Genomic DNA, 20,094 nt, shown 5'->3' with positions numbered 1-20,094 from the left:
CCGGGCGGATGCCCGCCGGTAACCGCCCCGCCTCGACACCCTCCGACCGAAGGAGCACCGCAGTCACATGTCCGACACCTCCGCACCCTGGTGGCGCAGCGCCGTCATCTACCAGGTCTACATCCGCAGCTTCGCCGACGGCAACGGCGACGGTGTCGGCGACATCGCCGGCATCCGCTCCCGCCTGCCGTACCTGAAGGACCTCGGGGTCGACGCCATCTGGATCAACCCCTGGTACAAGTCGCCGATGGCGGACCACGGTTACGACGTCGCCGACTTCCGCGACATCGACCCGCTGTTCGGCACCCTCGCCGAGGCGGAGCAGCTCATCGAGGAAGCGCACCGGCACGGCCTCCGCGTCATCCCCGACATCGTGCCCAACCACACCTCCGACCAGCACGCCTGGTTCCGGGCGGCGGTGGCGGCCGGACCGGGCAGTCCCGAGCGCGAACGGTACGTCTTCCGGCCCGGTCGGGGCCCCGGCGGCGCCGAGCCGCCCAACGACTGGGTGTCCACCTTCGGCGGCCCCGCTTGGACGCGGCTGCCGGACGGCGAGTGGTACCTGCACCTGTTCGCACCCCAGCAGCCCGACCTCAACTGGCAGCACCCCGACGTGCGGGCGGAGTTCGAGGACATCATCCGCTTCTGGTTCAGCCGGGGCGTCGACGGATTCCGCATCGATGTCGCCCACGGTCTGGCCAAGCACCCCGAGCTTCCCGACCTGCCGCCGCGCCGGAACCCGGACGACGGGCGGCCCCGGCGGTACGTCGAGCACCCGCACTGGGACCGCGACGAGGTGCACGACATCTACCGCGCCTGGCGCAGGGTGGCCGACGAGTTCCCCGGCGACCGCACCTTCGTCGCCGAGGCATGGGCGGAGACCCCCGAACGGCTCGCCGCCTACGTCCGCCCCGACGGCCTGCACACCGCGTTCAACTTCGACTTCCTCATGTCGAGCTGGGACCCCAAGGACCTGCGCGCGGTCATCGACAACTCCCTCGCCATGCTCGGCGCGGTCGGCGCCCCCGCCACCTGGGTCCTGTCCAACCACGACGTCGTACGCCATGTGAGCCGCTACGGCCGCAGGGCCGCCCGGCGCTGGGTCGCCAACGAGCCCTACCGCCCCGAGGGCCCCGTCGACCTGGACCTGGGCACCCGCCGCGCCCGCGCCGCCGCCCTCCTCATGCTCGCCCTGCCCGGCGGCGCCTACATCTACCAGGGCGAGGAACTCGGCCTGCCCCAGGTCGAGGACCTGCCCGAGGCCGTGCTCCAGGACCCCATCTGGGAACGCTCCGGCCACACCGACCGCGGCCGCGACGGCTGCCGCGTCCCCATCCCGTGGTCCGGGCAGGAGGCGCCCTACGGCTTCAGCCCCGACGGCGCCACCGCCGCCCCCTGGCTGCCGCAGCCCGCCGACTGGGCCGGGCGCAGCGTGGCGGCACAGACCGGCGACGGCACGTCGATGCTGGAGCTGTACCGCGCGGCCCTGCGCGTCCGCCGCGCCCATCCCGCCCTCGGCGACTCGACCCTGACCTGGCTGGACGCCCCCGACGGGGTGCTCACGTTCACCCGCGAGCCGGGCTTCGCCTGCACGGTCAACCTCTCGCCCGAGCCCCACCCCTTGCCCGCGCACACCTCCGTCCTCCTGTCCAGCGGCCCCGTCGAGCACGGCCTACTGGCCCCGGACCAGGCGGCCTGGCTCACGCGGTAACGACCCGACGGGGTGCCCGCCCCGCCCAGCTGCGGCACCCCGTTCCGGGAGTCGGGGGTCAGGGGGCTCAGGCGTCCCCCATCACCAGTCCCTCGATGGTGTGCTTCTGCGTCACCGGGGTCAGCTCCTGCACCACCGCGCAGTCGAGGTGCCGGCGCACCCGCTCGGGCAGCGTCTCCCAGCAGGCGTGGGTGACGGCCATGTCGTGCCGCTCGCCGTTGGTCGCCTCGGGCCCGTCCACGCCGAGCACGAGCACCGGGCGGGACGTGGAGGACTCGTTGGCCGTACCCCGGTGGATGGTCAGAGCCGACCGGGCGGAGATGTCGCCGCGCCGCGGATACGTGCGTACCGCCCGCTCCTGGTAGCGGCCGTAACGCGAGCGGGGTGGGAACATGCCGTGCTCGAAGTCGGGGCCGTCGTCCCACTGGGTGCCCGGCGCGATCTCGAAGGGCCCCATGTCCGGTGTGGTGTCGACGGTCGTCAGGTTGAACGCGAGCGACGTCAGGCGCCGCTCGCGGCGGGTCTCCTCGGGGATCGGGAAGTCCCGGTGCCACGGCTGGTTGACGGCTCCCGCCAGCGGGACGTCGAAGCCCAGCTCCACGACGCGGTAGTCGGGCCCGAGGACCGCGGTGCACACGGACCGCACCCAAGGGTGGTCGACCAGCTCGGTGAACCCCCTGACCTGCTCGGGGTGGATCTCGACGTAGTAGCGGTTCGGCCCGCGCCCTACCGCACCGCCGGGACGGGACAGTGCCTCCTCGAACGCGGCCTCGACGTCCTCCCGGAGTCGGTCCACCCACGGCACCGGGAAGGCGCCCTTCACAGCGGTGATGCCGTCCTCGTACAGGGTGGACACCTCCGCAGTGACATCGACGTCCAGCTCACTCGCGCTGACCCCCGCGAACACGTGCGGCCCCATGGTGTCCCTCCCGGCCTCGGTGATGGAGTTCTCATGGTGCATCGATGATTGCAACGTTGCAACAGGGCCGTGCCAGAACTCTGTCGCCGCCCTCGCGCAACGGGAGCCGGTCGTCATGATCTTTCGGGGGACCGGTGCACCGTGCGAAAATGACCACCGTGAGGAGCCGCCTGAAGGATGTCGCCGCCGTGGCCGGCGTCTCGGTACGCACGGTGTCCAACGTCGTCAGCGGCTCGGCGGCCGTGGCCGAGGAGACCCGGGCCCGGGTCCAGGCCGCCCTCGACCAGCTGGGGTACCGCCCGAACCTCGCCGCGCGCAACCTCCGCGCGGGCCGCACCGGGCTCATCGGCCTGGCCGTTCCCGAGCTGCACTCGCCCTACTTCTCGGAACTCGCCGGCCTCCTCGTCGACGCCGCACAGCAGCGCTCCTGGACCGTCGTCATCGACCAGACCTTCGGCGACCCGGAGGCGGAGCGCAGGCTGCTGGAGGACAGCGGCGGGCGCCTGGTGGACGGCCTGATCATCAGTCCATGGTCCGTGAGCCCGCAGGAACTGGCCGTCCGGGCCCGCGACGTACCCGTCGTCCTGCTGGGCGAGCAGGACCCGAACGGCGCCGCCGACCGCGTGGCCGTGGACAACGTCCTCGCCGCCGACCAGGCGACGACCCACCTGATCGAGACGGGCCGCCGGCGGATCGCCGCGATCGGCCTCCAGCCGCACCTGCACAACGGCACGGCCCGCCAGCGGCTGCACGGCTACCACAACGCCCTGCGACGCGCGGGCCTGACGCCCGACCCCGCCCTGGAAAAGCCGGTCGCCGCCCTGCACCGACGGGACGGGGCGCAGGCGATGACCGACCTGCTGAAGTCCGACGCACGCCCGGACGCCGTCTTCGCGTTCAGCGACGAACTCGCCCTGGGCGCCCTGCACGTCGCCTGGGAAAGCGGCCTGCGCATCCCGCACGACATCGCCGTGGCCGGCTTCGACGACGTCGAGGACGCGCGCTACTCCAACCCACCCCTGACAACCGTGGTCCCCGACAAACGCCACATCGCCGAACGGGCCCTGCAATGCCTGGCGGACCGCATCTACAGCCCCGCGGCGGAGGTACCACCACTCGACGTCGTGGTGCCACACCGCTTGGAGATCCGGGGAAGCACGACCGCATCCCCCTGAGACGAGGCGACTCGCGGCGCCCGCGCCATGCGCAACGAGCACCCGGTACCTGACGGCTCGCATGTCATCAGCACGCCGACTCAGCGGCCTCTGCCTCACGTCGGAGGAGCGTGCCATTTCATGATGTGCCCCGTGGCCGGGAACGCCTCATTGCCCGCGAGCTTGCCCTGCTTGGTCTCGACGATGACGAATCCCTCGCGTCGGTAGAGCGCGAGGGCACGGTCGTTGCCGTCCAGGACCGTGGTCTCCACTTCCGGGCCGCCACGGTCGAGGGCGTGGCGCAGCAGCGTTGTCCCGATTCCCTGACCATAACGGGTTGGGTCCACGTACAGCCAGGTGATCTCGCCGTCCGCCAGGGCGACGAACCCGACGACCACCGGTTCCGCGAGGCCGTCCTCCGCGACCCACACCTCGCCGTCGAAAAGGCCTTCCTCCTCGAAGGTCTCCGCCAGCGTCAGAAAGGCCTCGGTGCCGACCGACTGCCGCAGTTCGTCCAGCCGGGCCAGATCGTGAACGCGGGCGATGGCGTCCCAGTCCTCCGGCCGGTACGGGCGCACCCGCCAGGGGGACACGCGCTTGCTCGGTTCAACGTCGGATGCCTTGGCTGCCGTGGGTTCCATGGGGAGAGCATGATGCGCGACTCCCCGCCGGGCAACACGATTTGCGCGGAGTGCGGGCGGCGGAGACGGCTCCGGGCCGGCCACGGGCGGGAGCGCCCGTGGCCGGCCCCGCCACGCGGTTCGGCCGGCACGTGTACGCGGGCAGCGGCCCGTATCTCAGGTTCAGCGCGAGTGCCGACGAGGACAGCGCCATCACCGCGCCCACGGAAAAGATTGTGGTGGACGATCTGTGGCGAAAAACCAAGTCCACCGTGCCTACGGCGAATCCCTTCGTCAACTCACTGAAATGGGCAGCGAAAGGAAGACGCTGACGAATGCGCTTGCCGCCGGGCCTGCGCCACAGGGCAGGGCCTTGCCGAATTGATCTCGGTCAGCGGCGTCCGAGGGTGCTCTCGCGGCACACCAAGGTGTAGGGCGCGTGGACGCGGCGAGGCTCGGGCGCCCCGCCGTGCAGGCGGCACAGCACCGATTCCACCGCGGTCCGGGCGATGGACGCCTTGTCCGGGGAGACGGAGGTGAGCGTCACGGTCCCGTACCGGCCCTCCACCACGTCGTCGAAGCCGACGACGGCCACGTCCTCCGGGATGCGCAGACCCCGCTCGGACAGGACGCGCATGGCGCCGAGGGCGATCAGGTCGTTGTAGGCGAACACCGCGTCCGGGCGGTGACCGGTGTCCAGCAGGCGGGCCATGGCGGCCGCGCCGTCGGCATGCCCCCAGCCGTCGGTGACGGCCACCAGCCGCTCGTCCGCGACGACCCCGGCGGCGTCCAGCTCCTCCCGCCAGCCCTGCAACCGCAGATGGGCGGGCTGGCTGTGTCCGCGCCGCGCGCCGAGAAAGGCGATGCGGCGCCGCCCCAGGGCGAGCAGGTGGCGTACCGCTTCCCGCGCGGCGGCCACGTTGTCGACGGCGATGTGGTCGTAGGGCAGGTCGTACTCGCGCTCGCCAAGCAGCACCAGCGGGACGTGTTCGCCGCGCTCCCTGAGGTCCTCCGTCGACAGTTCGATGGGGCTGAGGATGAGACCGTCGATGACCTGGCTGCGGAAGCCCTGGCTGACCAGCAGTTCCTGGTCGCGCCGGCCGCGGGTGTGGTCCATTAGCACCGTGTAGTCGTGCCGGGCCGCGGCGTCGATGACCTCGGCCGCGAGTTCGGCGAAGTACGGGTTGCCCAGTTCCGGCAGGGCCAGCGCGACGATTCCGGTACGGCCCTTGCGCAGGTGACGAGCCGTCAGGTTGGGCTGGTAACCCAGCTCGTCGATGGACCGCTGCACGCGCTCCCGCATGGCCGGAGCGACGTGCTGGTAGCCGTTGACCACGTTGGAGACGGTCTTTATGGAGACGCCCGCGTGCAGTGCGACGTCCTTGAGGCTCACCCGCACGATGCTCCTTTCGCACCCGGACAGGGCCCGATTTCCCAGCCCGCTCCAGAACAGGAGCGATTTCGGTGTGAGGCCCGACGGAATTCATCGTTATACGGTGCCCGCCCTCTGCACGGCAAGGGCTTTCACCGTCTTTCGGGCCTTCGCCGGTGGCGGTGGCGGATATCCGTTCGATATCGGCGGTCATAGGGAAGGCGTCGGCTCCTCCCGACGGCTCGCCCGCCACCGTCGGAACCGGCGCGCCGCCCAGCGGTCAAAGGCTGGAGAGCAGACCGTCGAGTGGGGCCGGAACGCGCTCGGGGTCGAGCGCCTCGACGAGGACACGACCGTACTGGATCTTGCGCCCCTTCTTCGTCCCGAGGAAGCGCCTGAACTGCTGCTGCGGGGCGCGGCCCTGCTGTGCGGGCTGGCGCAGGAAGGTCTGCAACGGGCGCAGGTCGCCCTCCGCCCGGACGAGTTCCTCCACCCGCGTCACGCCCAGCGCGCGGATCAGTTCGTCCTCCAGGTCCGCCGCGCAGACGAAGATGTCGTGCTGGGCCGCACCGGCCCGTTCGAAACCACGGGCATAGTAGGGGTGCTCCGCCTCGTCGCACAGGCCCGTGAGGCGCAGGCCGAGGCCGGGCGCACCGAGGAGCGGGGCGTAGCGTCCGACGCTCATCGCACCGCCGATGGACAGGACGCAGACCCCTTCCGCCGCCAGGTTCCGGCCGCGGCGCTCGGCCAGCGCGTTGACCGCCGCCACGTCACTCAGCCCTTCGAGCAGGACCGCCACCCGGACGGACAGTCGCGCGGCCAGTTCGTGCGCGGCGCCGCCCGGGCCACCCGTCGCCCACGCGGTGACCGCGTCCCGGAACGCCCCCATGTCATCCATGACAGGAGTCTCGGCCCGCTCCGGCCACGGCGCGAGGCAATTTACGACGGCGGGCGGGTCGGCGGTGAGCAGCCGGGCCTCAAGGCGGCACGGAGCGAGACCCCATCTACGGCGACGTCCACACCCTCGACGGACACTCGTCCGCCCGTGTGCGAGCGGCCCGCGCACGCCTCGCGGGCCGCTCTCGCACGAGCAACGAGCAGCGGTCCACCGCAGTTCCGACCGAGCAGCGGATGTCGCACGGTCCCCGGCCGCACCACGGACGCGACACAGCTCCCGGCCGCACCACGGACGCATCACAGCTCCCGACCGAACCACCGACGCACCACAGCACCCCTACCGACCGAGCCGACCTCAGAGCCCGGCGGCGGCACGGTCACGGCCGGTCCTGGGACCCTTGAGGCCCGCACCCGCGCCGAGCCGGGCGTCGTTCCCGTCGGTGGAGGGGGAGGAGGACGAAGTATGCGCCATTCCCGGGGCGTTACCCCGGTCCGACCCCATGCAGTCCAATCCGTACGGCTCTGTCCGGATCGGGCCGCGGAATGACCGGAGCGCGAGCAGACCGGCGTACGGCCCCGCAGAACCCGCACCACCCCGTCCGCGGGAGCGGCACGCGTAGGGTCCCGCCCATGGAACCACCGGCTCCCTCACCCCCGGCACCGGGCGCCGCGCGCCGGGCCCGGGACCTCGGGATCGTCGTCGGGCGCGGCGTGACCGGGCCCCGCAACGCGATCACCGACGTGCCGGGCGTCCGCGTCGGCCACACCACCGTCCGCCGGCCACCCGGCGTGCACAGCGGGGTCACCGCGGTCGTGCCCGATGCCGTCGGCCCCCGGGCGCCGCTGCCCGCGGGCGTCTTCACCGGCAACGGCTACGGCAAACTCGTCGGCACGACCCAGCTCACCGAACTCGGCGCGCTGGAGACCCCGGTGCTGCTCACCTCCACCCTGTCCGCCTTCCGCGTCGCCGACGCCCTCGTCGGCTGGATGCTGGAGCGGCCCGGATGCCAGGAGGTGCAGAGCCTCAACCCCGTCGTGGGGGAGTGCAACGACGGCTACCTGTCCGACATCCGTGCGCGGCCCGTCCACGAGGAGCACGTCCGCGCCGCCCTGGACGGCGCCTGCGGCGGGCCGGTGGCCGAGGGGTGCGTCGGCGCGGGAACCGGCACGGTCGCCCTCGGTTTCAAGGCCGGAATCGGGACCGCCTCCCGCCTGCTGGACCTGGCGGGGCTGTCCTGTACGGCGGGCGTCCTGGTGCAGGCGAACTTCGGCGGCACCCTGCGGGTCCTGGGCCGCACCGTCGCGCCCCGGGCCCCGGGCCTCGACGCCGGCGATCCGGCGCCCGCCGCGGAGGCCGACTCCTGCATGATCGTGGTCGCCACCGACGCCCCGCTCGACGCCCGGCAGTTGACCCGTGTCGCACGGCGCGCGGTGTTCGCCCTGGCCCGCACGGGCGCGGCCTACAGTCACGGCAGCGGTGACTACGCCGTGGCCTTCGGCACCCGGCCGGGGGCCGAAAGACCTGTGGCCGACGCCGCGTTGGGGCCGCTCTTCGAAGCCGTTCTGGACGGCGTGGAGGAAGCGGTGCTCAACTCCCTGCTCGCCGCGACGACGACCACCGGCTTCCGCGGCCGGACGGTACCGGCCCTTACGGCGGACCGCCTGCTCGCCGACCTCGCCTCACCCGAGCCACTCCGGGCGCCCGGAGAACGGCCGTCGGGGACGAGCTGACGCCGACGACGCCTCACCGACTTTGTCCTGCTGGAAGAGAAAGTAACGAGATCTTGTACCTAACGGGTTACGAAGCTCAACAAAGCCCGCTAACTTCCTTGAAATGAACCGGTCATAAAGCTGGCCGACCGGTCTCGACGGCGCGACGGCGCGCGCCCGCAAGCCCGGCAGGCCGCTGCGGTCTGCCGTCGTCCCACCCCACATTTGGGAGACCCTGTGCGCACGAGACCGCTCACACACAGACGTGCCCGTCTCTTGCTGACCGCCGTGGCCTGCGCCGTCGGCTGTCTGCTGCCGGTGCCCCCGGCCGCCGCCGCACCCGACGATCCGGTCGGCGGGGCCAAGGCGGTCGCCGCCCCGGAGTTCCAGCAGGTCACGCTCGCCAAGGGCGTGGCCGAGACGGGCGAGCCCATGACGCTCGCGGTGCTGCCGAACCGCTCGGTGCTGCACACCTCGCGCGACGGCACCCTGCGGCTGACCAACGCCGCCGGAACCACCACCGTGGCCGGCAAGCTGGACGTCTACAGCCATGACGAGGAGGGCCTGCAGGGCGTCGCCGTGGACCCCGGCTTCGCGTCCAACCGGCACGTCTACCTCTACTACGCGCCCAAGCTCAGCACACCGGGCGGTGACGCCCCGGCCAACGGCACGGCCGCCGACTTCGCCCCGTACGACGGCGTGAACCGGCTCTCCCGATTCGTCCTCAGGACGGACGGCACCCTGGACCTCGCCAGTGAGAAGAAGATCCTCGACGTGCCCGCGACCCGGGGCATCTGCTGCCACGTCGGCGGCGACATCGACTTCGACGCGGCGGGCAACCTCTACCTGTCCACGGGCGACGACAGCAACCCCTTCGCCTCGGACGGCTTCACCCCGATCGACGAACGCGCGAACCGCAACCCTGCCTACGACGCCCAGCGTTCGTCCGGCAACACCAACGACCTGCGGGGCAAGGTCCTGCGGATCAAGGTGAACGCCGACGGCTCGTACTCCATCCCCGCCGGCAACCTCTTCGCACCCGGCACCGCGAAGACCCGGCCCGAGATCTACGCGATGGGCTTCCGCAACCCGTTCCGCATGAGCGTCGACAAGGCCACCGGCATCGTCCACCTCGGCGACTACGGCCCCGACTCGGGTACCGCGAACCCCCAGCGCGGACCCGAGGGCCAGGTCGAGTTCAACCGCATCACCAAGGCGGGCAACTTCGGCTGGCCGTACTGCACCGGGAACAACGACGCCTACACCGACTACGACTTCGCCACCGGCACCTCCGGAGCCAAGTTCACCTGCGCGGCGCCCAGGAACACCTCGCCCAACAACACCGGCCTCACCGACCTGCCGCCCGCCCAGCCCGCCTGGATCCCGTACAACGGCGGATCGGTGCCCGCGTTCGGCAGCGGCTCCGAGTCACCCATGGGCGGCCCCGTCTACCGCTACGACGCCTCCTCCGCCTCCGAGGTGAAGTTCCCGCAGGAGTACGACGGCGACTTCTTCGCCGGGGAGTTCGGCCGCCGCTGGATCAAGCGCATCGAGTCCGCCGCCGACGGCACCGTGCAGTCCATCAACTCCTTCCCCTGGAGCGGCACCCAGGTGATGGACATGGCCTTCGGACCGGACGGCGCCCTGTACGTCCTGGACTACGGCACCGGGTACTTCAACGGCGACGAGAACTCCGCCCTGTACCGCATCGAGCACGTCACGGGCGGCCACGCCCCGGTGGCCCAGGCCAAGGCGAGCGTCACCTCCGGAAAGGCGCCGCTGGCCGTGTCGTTCTCCTCGGCGGGCAGCTCCGACGCCGACGGCGACGCCCTGGCCTACGCCTGGACCTTCGGCGACGGAGCCACCTCCACCGCCGCCAACCCCTCCCACACGTACTCCGCGAACGGCCAGTACACGGCCACGCTCAAGGTCACGGACACGTCCGGCAAGTCCGCGACCGCGTCGGTGCAGATCACCGTCGGCAACACCGCACCCGTAGTGCGGCTCGACCTGCCCGTCGACGGCAGCATCCACGACTTCGGCGCCGCGATCCCGTTCAAGGTGACGGTGACCGACCCCGAGGACGGCACCGTCGACTGCTCCAAGGTGAAGGTCACCTTCATCGTCGGGCACGACAGCCACGGCCACCCGCAGACCTCCGCCACCGGCTGCACCGGCACCCTGCAGACCCTGGCGGACGGAGAGCACGACCCGAACGCCAACATCTTCGGGGTCGTCGACGCCGAGTACACCGACAAGGGCGCGAACGGCCAGCCCGCGCTCACCACGCACGACCAGCACGTCACCCAGCCCAGCCACCGCCAGGCCGAGCACTACGGCGGCTCCTCGGGCGTCCAGGTCGTCAGCCACGCACCCGCGCACGGCGGCAGGACAGTCGGGCACATCGACAACGGCGACTGGATCTCCTTCAGGCCGTACGCCCTGGCCAACGCCACCAGGTTCACGGCCCGGGTCTCCTCCGCGGGCGCGGGCGGCACGATCGAGGTACGCGCGGGCTCCCCGACGGGCACCCTGCTCGGCACGGCGACCGTGCCGGTGACCGGCGGCTGGGAGACCTTCCAGGACGTCACCGCCACACTCGGCAACCAGCCGGCCGGCTCCACCTCCCTCCACCTCGTGTTCAAGGGCGGCAGCGGCTCGCTGTTCGACATCGACGACTTCTCCTTCGCCACGACCGGCGGCGGAACCGCCTCCGGTGAGGTCAAGGGGGTCGGCGGCAAGTGCCTGGACGTGGACGGCGGGCTGTCGGCGGACGGTACGAAGGTGCAGATCTGGACGTGCAACGGGACCGCGGCGCAGCGGTGGTCGGTGCCGGGCGACGGCACGCTGCGGGCACTGGGCAAGTGCCTGGACGTGTCGGGGGGCGGCAGCGCGGACGGTACGAAGGTCCAGCTCTGGGCGTGCAACGGCTCGGGGGCGCAGAAGTGGGCGGCCCAGTCCGACGGCACGGTCCGCAACCCGCAGTCCGGCAAGTGCCTCGACGCCTCGGGCAGCACATGGAACGACGGCACGCCGGTCCATCTGTGGACCTGCCACACCGGCCCCAACCAGAAATGGACCCTGCCGTAGAAAGGAGGCGACCGTACATGCGACCCCACCTGAAAGCAGCCCTCGGCCTGCTCACCGCCGCCGTGCTCTGCCTGACCCCGCAGGCCGCGGCCGAGCCGACACCCCAGGGCCAGTCCCGGGCCGCGGGGAATGAGACACGGACGGCGGCCGACCCGGCGTACAGGATCCTCGTGTTCTCCCGGACGGCCGGCTTCCGGCACTCCTCGATCGACGACGGCATCGCCGCGCTGCGCGACCTCGGCTCGGCGAACAACTTCACCGTCGACGCCACCGAGGACGCCCAGGCCTTCACCCCCGCCAACCTCGCCCGGTACCGGGCGGTCGTCTTCCTGTCGACCACGGGCGACGTGCTCAACGCGGCCCAGCAGACCGCCTTCGAGGGCTACATCCAGGGCGGCGGCGGATACGTCGGCATCCACGCCGCGGCCGACACGGAGTACGACTGGCCGTTCTACGAGGGACTGGCCGGTGCCCTCTTCCACTCGCACCCGGCCATCCAGCCCGCCACCGTCAAGGTGGAGGACCGGGCCCACGACTCCACCGCCCACCTGGGCGGCACCTGGCAGCGCACCGACGAGTGGTACAACTACCGCACCAACCCGCGCTCCACCGCCCACGTCCTCGCCTCGCTGGACGAGTCCAGCTACTCGGGCGGCACCATGTCCGGCGACCATCCGATCGCCTGGTGCAAGGACTACCGGGGCGGGCGGGCCTTCTACACGGGGGGCGGCCACACCGACGAGTCGTACACCGAGCCCGCCTTCCGCAGGCACCTCCTCGGCGGCATCCGCTGGGCCGCCGGGACGACCAAGGCCGACTGCCGTCCCGAGACCGGCTACACGGAGCTGTTCGGCGGTGCGTCCACCACCGGCTGGCGGCAGGCCGGGCCGGGCGGCTTCACCCTCGCCAACGGCACCCTCACCTCCCACGGCGGTCTCGGCATGCTGTGGTACTCCGCCAAGGAGTTCACCGGCGACTACTCCCTGAAGCTCGACTGGAAGGCGGCCGGGGACGACAACTCCGGGGTCTTCATCGGCTTCCCCGCCTCCGACGACCCGTGGTCGGCGGTCAACAACGGCTACGAGATCCAGATCGACGCCACCGACGCGGCCGACCGCACCACGGGCGCCGTCTACGGCTTCCAGTCCGCCGACATCGCCGCACGGGATGCGGCGCTGAACCCGCCGGGGGAGTGGAACACCTACGAACTGCGCGTGACGGGCGAGCGGTTGGAGATCTTCCTCAACGGCCGCAAGATCAACGACTTCACCAACACCGACCCGGTACGCAGCCTGCGCCAGGGCCACATCGGCATCCAGAACCACGGCGACGGCGACGAGGTCTCCTTCCGCGACATCCGCATCAAGCAGGCCGGCGGCCAGGAACCCGGCCCACGCTCCGGTGCGGTGAAGGGGGTTGGCGGCAGGTGCCTGGACGTGGACGGCGGGCTGTCGGCGGACGGTACGAAGGTGCAGATCTGGACGTGCAACGGGACCGCGGCGCAGCGGTGGTCGGTGCCGGGCGACGGCACGCTGCGGGCACTGGGCAAGTGCCTGGACGTGTCGGGGGGCGGCAGCGCGGACGGTACGAAGGTCCAGCTCTGGACGTGCAACGGCTCGGGGGCGCAGAAGTGGGCGGCCCAGTCCGACGGCACGGTCCGCAACCCGCAGTCCGGCAAGTGCCTCGACGCATCGGGCAGCACATGGAACGACGGCACGCCGGTCCATCTGTGGACCTGCCACACCGGCCCCAACCAGAAATGGACCCTGCCCTGACCCCACCGGACGGTGAGCCTGCCGGGCCCACCGCGTGACGCGCCCCGCTCACCCGCGTGAGCGGGGCGCCGGACGACCGGCTCAGCGGACGCGGTCGTAGACCATGGCCATCTCGCCCAGGTCGCCGGTCTCCTGGTAAGTGAGCTGCCACTTGGAAGCGGGCAGGCCGTCGTCGAACAGCCGCGGCCCGCCCCCGGCGATCTCGGGGAGGATCATGAGGTAGAGCCGGTCGACGAGGTCGGCGGCGAGCAGCGGCTTGATGACGCTCGCGCTGCTGTTGACGAGGATGTCGCCCTGACCGGTGGCCTTGAGGCCGGTGACGACGTCCGCAGCGGGGGCGTTCACCACACGGGCCCGTTCCCACGGGGCGTCGGTCAAGGTGGTCGAGAGGACCACCTTCTCCGCGTCGACCAGCCACTTCGCGTATCCGCGGTCCCGCGGGTCGGCGTTCTCGTCATCGGCGACCGTCGGCCAGTACCCCAGGAATCCTTCGGCGTTGACCCGGCCGAGCACCGCAGTCGTCGCGTCCTCCCATATGCGCGTGAGGTGGCTGCGCGCGACGTCGGTGGTCACATACGGCACGAACATGCCGAAGTCGGCGGGCCCGCCAGGACCGTGGTAACGCCCGTCGAGGGTGAGGCTCAGGTTCGCGGTCACCCTGCGGCCGGTGGGGTTCGTCATGACGTTCTCCTTGTGGTGGTGCCGTTGTTGTCATCGGTGATGCCGGTGTCGTGCGCGTCGCCGGCCAGGGTCGCCGCGAGCTTGTCGAGGCTCTGGCCGAAGCCGATCTCGATGCCGGCGATGAAGTCCGCGGCGTCGAGCGTGCTGTGGGTGATCCGCCAGACGGCGTCGAGGTCCGTGCCGGTGCCGGTGGGCCGCAGCCTCATGTCGACGTGCGTGGTGAAGGCGGGACTGCCGTCGGGCAGCAGGGGCGAGAGCCGGTAGGTGAGGCGCTCGCCGGGGCGGACGTCGTCGACGACTCCCTCCGCGCGCCCGGCGACCGGGGCGCAGTCGCCGGTGTCCTCGATGTCGCGGTACTCCTGGACGATCCGCCCACCCGGCCGCGCCTCGAAGACCAGCTCGCAGACGCGCAGGTCGTCCGGCGTCCACCAGCGGGCGAGAAGCGGGACTTCCGTCAGGTGACGCCAGACCAGCTCGGGGCGCCCCGCCAGCGACCGGTGGAACTCGAACGAGCGGCCGTCGGCCCACCCCGGCTCCTCCGCCGCGAGCCGTTCCGCACGGAGACCGAGCCCGTACCGCTCGTGCGTCGCGTGCGGGCCGCCGGCCCGCTCCGCGGCGTCGGCGAGCCGGATCAGCGCAGCCGCCAGCTCCCGCAGGGCAGCGGGACGGAGCGTGTAGATGCGGCGCTGACCGGTCCGCTCCGAGGCGACGACGCCGGCGCGCTCAAGAGTCTGCAGATGCTTGGTCGTCTGCGGCTGACGCGCCCCGGCGAGCTCGGCGAGAACGCCGACCGGACGGGGCCGCTCGGCCAGCAGCTTCACGAGCCGCCAGCGGGCCGGGTCGGCCAGTGCGGTGAGGAGTGGCTCCATGCGGACTAGTATTCCTGGCAACGAATATTCGTGTCAAGGAATGAGTCTGTTGGGGCTCAACCCCTGCGGATGAAACGCTCGCTCGGCGTCAGTGCTGGAGGCGGGAGCGCTCCAGTCGTGTGGCGAGGCAGGGTGTCATCGGGCGCCGCGAGCACCGCTGCCGGCGCGGGGTCCGTCGATTTGGCCCACGGCGTGAGGAGGGGACGGCCGAGGCGGGCCCGCCTCACGGCCGTACAGGTCACCCGGTCACGACACCGGCCGGGCCGTGTCGGGAATGTCCTGCTCGGCCCAGACGACCTTGCCGGTGGGCGTGCGGCACGACCCCCAGCGGCGGCACAGCATGTTGATGAGCTGCAGGCCGCGCCCGCCCTCGTCGCTCAGGGTGGTGTGCTGGATCTGCGGCAGGTCCGGTCCCGTGTCCGACACCTCGACCACGAGCCGCTCGTGCCGGAGCAGACGCAGGTGGCCGGGGCCGTACCCGTACCGCAGCGCGTTGCCCACCAGCTCGCTGACGACCAGCTCGGTCACGTCGGCCAGGTCCGAGAGCCTCCAGTGCTCGAGCCGTTCCCGCACGAGACGGCGCGCGGCACCCGCGGCCGACCCGTCGCCCGGCAGCCGCCATTCCCCCACGTCGGGGGCCGCCCCGGGGGAGCCGCTCCTCGCCACCACCATGACCGCCTCGTCGAACCGGGGCGCGGGGGGCAGGCACACGCGGATCAGGCCGTCCGCGTCCAGGTCCCGGGTGCGTGGGGAGGCAGCCGCGTCGAGCAGCCGCTGGAGCTGGGCGTCGATGTCGTCCGTGCGCGTCTTGCACACGCCGTCGGTGAACAGCACCAGCCTGCTGCCGGGCTCCACCGGCACGCGCACCGAGTCGTAGGGGATCACCCCGGCACCGAGCGGCGCCCCGGCCGGTACGTCGAGGTAGCGGGCCGTGCCGTCCGCGGTGACCAGCAGCGGCGGCGGATGACCGGCCCGGGCCACGGTGTAGTCGCCGTCGAACGGGTCGTGCACCACGCACAGACAGGTCGCGATCTGGTCCTCCTCCAGGTCGCGCGCGGCGAGGTCCAGCCGGGCGAGCACCCGCTCCGGGGCTATGTCCAGCGCCATGAGCGTGCGCGCCACCGAGCGCAGCCGCCCCATCGTCGCGGCGGCGGGCAGACCGTGCGACATCACGTCGCCGACGACCAGGGCCGTACGCCCGCCGGGCAGCGCCACCACGTCGAACCAGTCGCCGCCCACACCGCCCGGATCGGAGCTCGGCGCATAGCAGGTGGAGACGTCCAGTCCGGGGGTGGGCGGGGTGGTCCGCGGCAGCAGGCTGCGCTGCAGGGTGACGACATGGTCGCGCTCGCGCCCGTACAGCCGTGCGTTGTCGACGAAGACGGCCGCCTTCGACCCCAGCTGCACGGCGAGGGCCAGGTCGGTGTGCGTGAAGGGCGGGCGGCCGGTGGAGCGGACGAAGTCCGCGAGACCGAGCAGCACGCCGCGCGCGATCAGCGGAATGACCATGTAGCTGTGCACACCGGCCTTGCGCATCTCTGCCGCCGCGCTCCGGGTGACGGCGATCCGCTCGTACTCGTCCGGGCCGATCGTGCTGATCAGCACGGGTTCGCGGGCCATGAGGCACTGCATGCCCACCAGCGTGGGGTCACTCGTGGCGATCTCCCCGACGGGGTCGGGCTCCAGGTTGCCGAGCTGCGGGATCTGGGTCACCGCCATGGCCCGCAGCACGGGAGGCCGCGAGCCGGTCCAGCGGGCGCCCTCCTCGCCGCGCAGCACCGACTCCAGGAGGTCGACGGCGCACCCGTCGGCGAGGCGCGGGACGGCGAAGTCGGCGAACTCCTGCGCCGTCCGCTGAAGGTCCAGGGTGGTTCCGACCTTGGCGCTCGCCTCGTTCAGCAGGACCAGGTGGTCCCAGGCCTCGGGCTGCGCGGTGGACAGCTCGTCGCGCGTGCTGCCGTCCCGCCCGCCGGAGGGAGCGGGCATGGAGGAAAAAGCCGGTCCACGCTGCCCCGCGTGACCGATGTCGTTCACGTGTACGGCTGCCTTCCGCTGGTGAAAGCTGGCGCCACCATTGTCCCTCGCCGGTCAGGCGCCGCGACCGGAATGACCCTACCCGGCGGGTCGCGCCACGGCACCGGGCCTGCTCACGCGGGCCTCGCTCCGGTGGTCACATTCCGCCCGCGACCGTCCAGGGTGGGGCGCAGTGTGTGCGTGCCTGGACGAGTGGGGTGCAAGATTGCTCGTATGGACGTACGCAGCAGGAATCACGTGACGATGACCGGCCGGGAGGACGGGCCGGTGGTCATGCTGGCGCACGGGTTCGGGTGTGACCAGAACCTGTGGCGGCTGGTCGTCCCGAGGCTCGAGCAGGACTTCCGGGTGGTCCTCTTCGACCACGTGGGAGCGGGCCGCTCGGACCTCTCCGCGTGGAGCGAGGAGCGGTACACCACGCTCGACGGCTACGCCGAGGACGTCCTGGAGATCTGCCGGGACCTCGACATGGGCCCGGTGATCTTCGTGGGGCACTCCGTGAGCGCCATGATCGGCGCGCTGGCCGCCATCGCCGAGCCCGACGCCTTCGCCGGCCTGCTGCTGCTCACGCCCTCGCCCTGCTACATCGACGACCCGGAGGCCGGCTACCGGGGCGGATTCAGCGCCGAGGACATCGACGAGCTGCTGGACTCGCTGGAGTCGAACTATCTGGGCTGGTCGGCGGCGATGGCCCCGGTGATCATGGGCAATCCGGAGCGGCCGGAGCTGGGGGAGGAGCTGACCAACAGTTTCTGCCGGACCGACCCCAAGATCGCCCGGATCTTCGCCCGCGCCACGTTCCTGTCCGACAACCGTGCCGACCTGGCCCGGGTGACCGTACCCACCATGATCGCGCAGTGCTCCAGCGACGCGATCGCCCCGCCGGAAGTGGGCGCGTTCGTCCACGCCCAGATCAGCGGCAGCGAACTGGTCACCCTGACCGCGACGGGGCACTGCCCGCAGCTCAGCGAGCCGGAGGCGACCGCGGCGACGATCGCCTCGTTCGCGTCAGCAACAAGCCGGTGATGTGCCGAGCCGGCGACGGCCGCGAGCCCGACGAAGACCCGGCCGACGAGCGGTCGGCCGTCTCCGCCCTGCTGGAGGACAGCGCCGAGGACCTTTACGAGAACGCGCCCTGCGGCTACCTCTCCACCCTCCTGGACGGGCAGATCGCCAAGATCAACACCACACTGCTGAACTGGCTCGGCCACCGGCGCGAGGACCTGGTCGGACGCAAACGCTTCACCGACCTGCTCACCGTCGGCGGCAAGCTCTACCACGAGACCCACTTCGCGCCGCTGCTGCGCATGCAGGGCGAGATCAGCGGCATCGCGCTGGAGCTGAAGACCGCGAACGGCAGCCGCCTGCCGGTCCTGGTGACGTCGATCGTCAAGACCGGCGCCGACGGGAAGCCGCTGCTGATCCGCACCACCGTCTTCGACGCCTCCGACCGCCGCGCCTACGAAACCGAACTGCTCCGCGCCCGCCAGGAAGGCGAACGCGAACGCGAGCGTTTGCAGCGCCTGGCGACCACCCTGCAGAGGACGCTGCTGCCGCCCGCGCTGGCCGACGTACCCGGTCTGGAGGTGGCCGCGCACTACCACATCGCCTCCGTCGACGAGGTCGGCGGCGACTTCTACGACCTGTTCCCCCTGGCCGCCGGCACCTGGGGACTGTTCCTGGGGGACGTGTGCGGCAAGGGCGCCGCCGCAGCCGCCATCACCTCGCTCGCCCGGTACACCCTGCGGGCCGCCGCCGTCTACGACCCCGACCCGGCCGGGGTCCTGCGCAACCTCAACACCGTGCTCAACCACGAGTACCACGGCACCGACCCACGGTTCTGCACCGTCCTCTTCGGCGTGCTGACCCCCGACGACCAGGGCGGTTTCCGCGTCACCCTGGCCAGCGGCGGACACCAGCCCGCACTGCTGATGCGCGCCGACGGGAGCGCCGACTACCTGCCCACCCCCGGCGGCCAGCTCATCGGCGTCCTGCCCGACGTAGAGATCGCCACCATCACCGTCCACCTCGCCCCCGGCGACACCCTGCTCCTCTACACCGACGGACTGACCGAGGCCCGCACCGACGAATCCGACAGCCGCTACGGCGACGAAGCGCTGCTGGACTTCGCCCGCGCGCTGGCCCCCACGACCGCATCCGCCATCGTCGAAGCCCTGAGTGACCTGCTCGACGCCCTCGGCACGGGCGTGGAGGACGACACCGCTGTGCTGGCGATCACCGTGCCGCACCCTGCCGCTGAGCGGACCGGCGACCTCGGCTGATCACTGGTGAGGGGCCAGGTCGGCCTGCACCAGATGGTGGTCCGAGGACGGGGTCGGATGCACACGGTGCCTGAGCGGGGCGAAACCGCGCAGGAAGACGTAGTCGAACTTGCTCTGCCAGTCGGTGGTCGGCTCGCAGGCGCCCGTGGACGTGGGAGCGCACCGGGGGTCCGTGTCCGTGGCCAGTGCCCACATCCCGGTGAGTTCCGGGGCGTCCGGCACGGCGTTGAAGTCGCCGACGACAATCGCGCGGTCGTGCCGCGCGACGGCTGCGGCGAGTACACCGGCCTGCCTTTCCCGGACCGCCTCCTGACGTCGCTGGGCGAGGTGGGTGTTGAAGACCCGGACGGACTGGCCGTCCACCGTGGTGGTGACCGCCAGGTACCCGCGGTCTTCGGATCCGCCGTCGGGATATTCCACGCTGACGGGGTCGGTCATCGGTGCCGCCGAGAGGATCGCCTGACCATAGGCTCCCGGATTCCACGGCGCTCCTCCGCAGCGGCCCCAATGCTGGAGAACCGTCCCGTACGCGACGTGATAAACGAGCCCGTGGAGGTTCTCCAGATGGTCCCGGATCCTTTCGACATCACGCACGCACGCTTCCTGCAGGCCGATGACCTGGGGCGCAAAGGTGGCGATGTCCGCTGCCCGGTCGACGTTGCTCACGTCGCAGGGGTTGCAGAGGTTCCACGTCATGACCCGGTTCGGTACGGCGTCCCTGACGACGTCGACGGGCAGTGACCCGAAAGCGAGGGCACCGCTCGGTGCACTGGGGCCGACGAGAACCGTCCAGGCCACCGTCATGACGCCCGCGAGCAGCCGCGTACCCCTTCCGAGCACCTTCGCCTCCTCAACGTGGACACATATCGTATCCGACGTCTCCGGGCGGCAGGTTTGGCGGAGAGGACAAGTCACGCGATGGCAAGGCCGCTTGAATCCACCGCCAAGGGCCACGCCGGCACGCGCAGTACCGAAAAGGT

The 20,094-nt window shown here is 71.5% G+C and carries 16 protein-coding genes; 8 read left to right on the top strand and 8 right to left on the bottom strand.

All coding sequences use genetic code 11. The features are described 5' to 3' along the window. Positions 1 to 67: 67 nt before the first annotated feature. Positions 68 to 1,711, top strand: a complete 1,644-nt coding sequence (locus AB0M97_RS14020; protein WP_365961073.1) for a glycoside hydrolase family 13 protein — start codon at positions 68 to 70, stop codon at positions 1,709 to 1,711. Positions 1,712 to 1,778: 67 nt separating this feature from the next. Here the strand turns inward: AB0M97_RS14020 and AB0M97_RS14015 are convergent, their stop codons facing one another. Then, positions 1,779 to 2,630 carry a phytanoyl-CoA dioxygenase family protein gene (locus tag AB0M97_RS14015; RefSeq protein WP_365961129.1) on the bottom strand — a complete coding sequence of 284 codons (852 nt, stop codon included), beginning with the start codon at positions 2,628 to 2,630 and terminating at the stop codon, positions 1,779 to 1,781. A 158-nt stretch (positions 2,631 to 2,788) separates the two neighbouring features. On the opposite strand from AB0M97_RS14015, the gene AB0M97_RS14010 reads away from it, so the two are divergent. Beyond that, entirely contained in the window at positions 2,789 to 3,805 is a 1,017-nt protein-coding gene (locus AB0M97_RS14010) for a LacI family DNA-binding transcriptional regulator (protein ID WP_365961128.1), read from the top strand. Positions 3,806 to 3,900: 95 nt separating this feature from the next. Here the strand turns inward: AB0M97_RS14010 and AB0M97_RS14005 are convergent, their stop codons facing one another. Then, the gene (locus tag AB0M97_RS14005; RefSeq protein ID WP_365961072.1) at positions 3,901 to 4,425 is read right to left on the bottom strand and encodes an N-acetyltransferase; all 525 of its coding nucleotides are present in this window, start codon (positions 4,423 to 4,425) and stop codon (positions 3,901 to 3,903) included. Positions 4,426 to 4,523: 98 nt separating this feature from the next. Here AB0M97_RS14005 and AB0M97_RS14000 point away from each other — a divergent pair, with 98 nt between their 5' ends. Further along, complete coding sequence (locus AB0M97_RS14000; RefSeq protein ID WP_365961071.1) at positions 4,524 to 4,736, top strand: hypothetical protein; 213 nt, start codon at positions 4,524 to 4,526, stop codon at positions 4,734 to 4,736. 59 nt (positions 4,737 to 4,795) lie between these two features. On the opposite strand, the gene AB0M97_RS13995 is transcribed toward AB0M97_RS14000, so the two are convergent. After that, positions 4,796 to 5,803, bottom strand: a complete 1,008-nt coding sequence (locus AB0M97_RS13995) for a LacI family DNA-binding transcriptional regulator (RefSeq protein WP_365961070.1) — start codon at positions 5,801 to 5,803, stop codon at positions 4,796 to 4,798. 253 nt (positions 5,804 to 6,056) lie between these two features. Continuing rightward, positions 6,057 to 6,674 carry a TOPRIM nucleotidyl transferase/hydrolase domain-containing protein gene (locus AB0M97_RS13990; protein WP_365961069.1) on the bottom strand — a complete coding sequence of 206 codons (618 nt, stop codon included), beginning with the start codon at positions 6,672 to 6,674 and terminating at the stop codon, positions 6,057 to 6,059. Positions 6,675 to 7,303: 629 nt separating this feature from the next. Here AB0M97_RS13990 and AB0M97_RS13985 point away from each other — a divergent pair. The 3 genes from AB0M97_RS13985 (at position 7,304) to AB0M97_RS13975 (ending at position 13,248) form a co-directional block, all read left to right on the top strand. Next, positions 7,304 to 8,404 (top strand): P1 family peptidase, encoded by a 1,101-nt coding sequence (locus AB0M97_RS13985; RefSeq protein ID WP_365961068.1) that lies wholly within the window; start codon positions 7,304 to 7,306, stop codon positions 8,402 to 8,404. A gap of 255 nt (positions 8,405 to 8,659) precedes the next feature. Continuing rightward, complete coding sequence (locus AB0M97_RS13980) at positions 8,660 to 11,473, top strand: lectin (RefSeq protein ID WP_365961067.1); 2,814 nt, start codon at positions 8,660 to 8,662, stop codon at positions 11,471 to 11,473. Positions 11,474 to 11,490: 17 nt separating this feature from the next. After that, a complete protein-coding gene (locus tag AB0M97_RS13975) occupies positions 11,491 to 13,248 on the top strand; it encodes a lectin (RefSeq protein ID WP_365961066.1) in 1,758 nt (585 codons plus the stop codon). 81 nt (positions 13,249 to 13,329) lie between these two features. Here the strand turns inward: AB0M97_RS13975 and AB0M97_RS13970 are convergent, their stop codons facing one another. From AB0M97_RS13970 to AB0M97_RS13960, 3 genes are all read right to left on the bottom strand, one after another. After that, positions 13,330 to 13,929, bottom strand: a complete 600-nt coding sequence (locus AB0M97_RS13970) for a dihydrofolate reductase family protein (protein WP_365961065.1) — start codon at positions 13,927 to 13,929, stop codon at positions 13,330 to 13,332. Beyond that, positions 13,926 to 14,798 (bottom strand): metalloregulator ArsR/SmtB family transcription factor, encoded by an 873-nt coding sequence (locus AB0M97_RS13965; protein ID WP_365961064.1) that lies wholly within the window; start codon positions 14,796 to 14,798, stop codon positions 13,926 to 13,928. Before AB0M97_RS13965 ends, AB0M97_RS13970 begins: the two co-directional genes overlap by 4 nt. Positions 14,799 to 15,044: 246 nt before the next feature. Next, complete coding sequence (locus tag AB0M97_RS13960) at positions 15,045 to 16,784, bottom strand: SpoIIE family protein phosphatase (RefSeq protein WP_365961063.1); 1,740 nt, start codon at positions 16,782 to 16,784, stop codon at positions 15,045 to 15,047. Positions 16,785 to 17,045: 261 nt separating this feature from the next. Here AB0M97_RS13960 and AB0M97_RS13955 point away from each other — a divergent pair, with 261 nt between their 5' ends. After that, a complete protein-coding gene (locus tag AB0M97_RS13955; protein ID WP_365961062.1) occupies positions 17,046 to 17,858 on the top strand; it encodes an alpha/beta hydrolase in 813 nt (270 codons plus the stop codon). Beyond that, on the top strand, positions 17,858 to 19,114 hold the full coding sequence (locus AB0M97_RS13950; protein ID WP_365961061.1) for a SpoIIE family protein phosphatase: 1,257 nt from the start codon (positions 17,858 to 17,860) through the stop codon (positions 19,112 to 19,114). The genes AB0M97_RS13955 and AB0M97_RS13950 overlap by 1 nt, the downstream gene beginning before the upstream one ends. On the opposite strand, the gene AB0M97_RS13945 is transcribed toward AB0M97_RS13950, so the two are convergent. Next, on the bottom strand, positions 19,115 to 19,918 hold the full coding sequence (locus AB0M97_RS13945; RefSeq protein WP_365961060.1) for an endonuclease/exonuclease/phosphatase family protein: 804 nt from the start codon (positions 19,916 to 19,918) through the stop codon (positions 19,115 to 19,117). Positions 19,919 to 20,094 lie beyond the last annotated feature (176 nt).

This window comes from Streptomyces sp. NPDC051207 (assembly GCF_040682395.1).
Lineage (GTDB): Bacteria > Actinomycetota > Actinomycetes > Streptomycetales > Streptomycetaceae > Streptomyces.
Note: the sequence above shows the minus strand (reverse complement) of the source record. Positions and strands in the feature narration are given on the sequence as shown.

What these genes read in the sequence shown, in the direction of transcription:
- AB0M97_RS13965 (WP_365961064.1), bottom strand. Translation starts at nt 14,798, where the DNA reads ATGGAGCCACTCCTCACCGCACTGGCCGACCCGGCCCGCTGGCGGCTC.
- AB0M97_RS13950 (WP_365961061.1), top strand. Translation starts at nt 17,858, where the DNA reads ATGTGCCGAGCCGGCGACGGCCGCGAGCCCGACGAAGACCCGGCCGAC.
- AB0M97_RS13960 (WP_365961063.1), bottom strand. Translation starts at nt 16,784, where the DNA reads ATGCCCGCTCCCTCCGGCGGGCGGGACGGCAGCACGCGCGACGAGCTG.
- AB0M97_RS13955 (WP_365961062.1), top strand. Translation starts at nt 17,046, where the DNA reads ATGGACGTACGCAGCAGGAATCACGTGACGATGACCGGCCGGGAGGAC.
- AB0M97_RS13970 (WP_365961065.1), bottom strand. Translation starts at nt 13,929, where the DNA reads ATGACGAACCCCACCGGCCGCAGGGTGACCGCGAACCTGAGCCTCACC.
- AB0M97_RS14015 (WP_365961129.1), bottom strand. Translation starts at nt 2,630, where the DNA reads ATGGGGCCGCACGTGTTCGCGGGGGTCAGCGCGAGTGAGCTGGACGTC.
- AB0M97_RS13945 (WP_365961060.1), bottom strand. Translation starts at nt 19,918, where the DNA reads ATGACGGTGGCCTGGACGGTTCTCGTCGGCCCCAGTGCACCGAGCGGT.
- AB0M97_RS14020 (WP_365961073.1), top strand. Translation starts at nt 68, where the DNA reads ATGTCCGACACCTCCGCACCCTGGTGGCGCAGCGCCGTCATCTACCAG.
- AB0M97_RS13975 (WP_365961066.1), top strand. Translation starts at nt 11,491, where the DNA reads ATGCGACCCCACCTGAAAGCAGCCCTCGGCCTGCTCACCGCCGCCGTG.
- AB0M97_RS14005 (WP_365961072.1), bottom strand. Translation starts at nt 4,425, where the DNA reads ATGGAACCCACGGCAGCCAAGGCATCCGACGTTGAACCGAGCAAGCGC.
- AB0M97_RS13990 (WP_365961069.1), bottom strand. Translation starts at nt 6,674, where the DNA reads ATGGATGACATGGGGGCGTTCCGGGACGCGGTCACCGCGTGGGCGACG.
- AB0M97_RS13985 (WP_365961068.1), top strand. Translation starts at nt 7,304, where the DNA reads ATGGAACCACCGGCTCCCTCACCCCCGGCACCGGGCGCCGCGCGCCGG.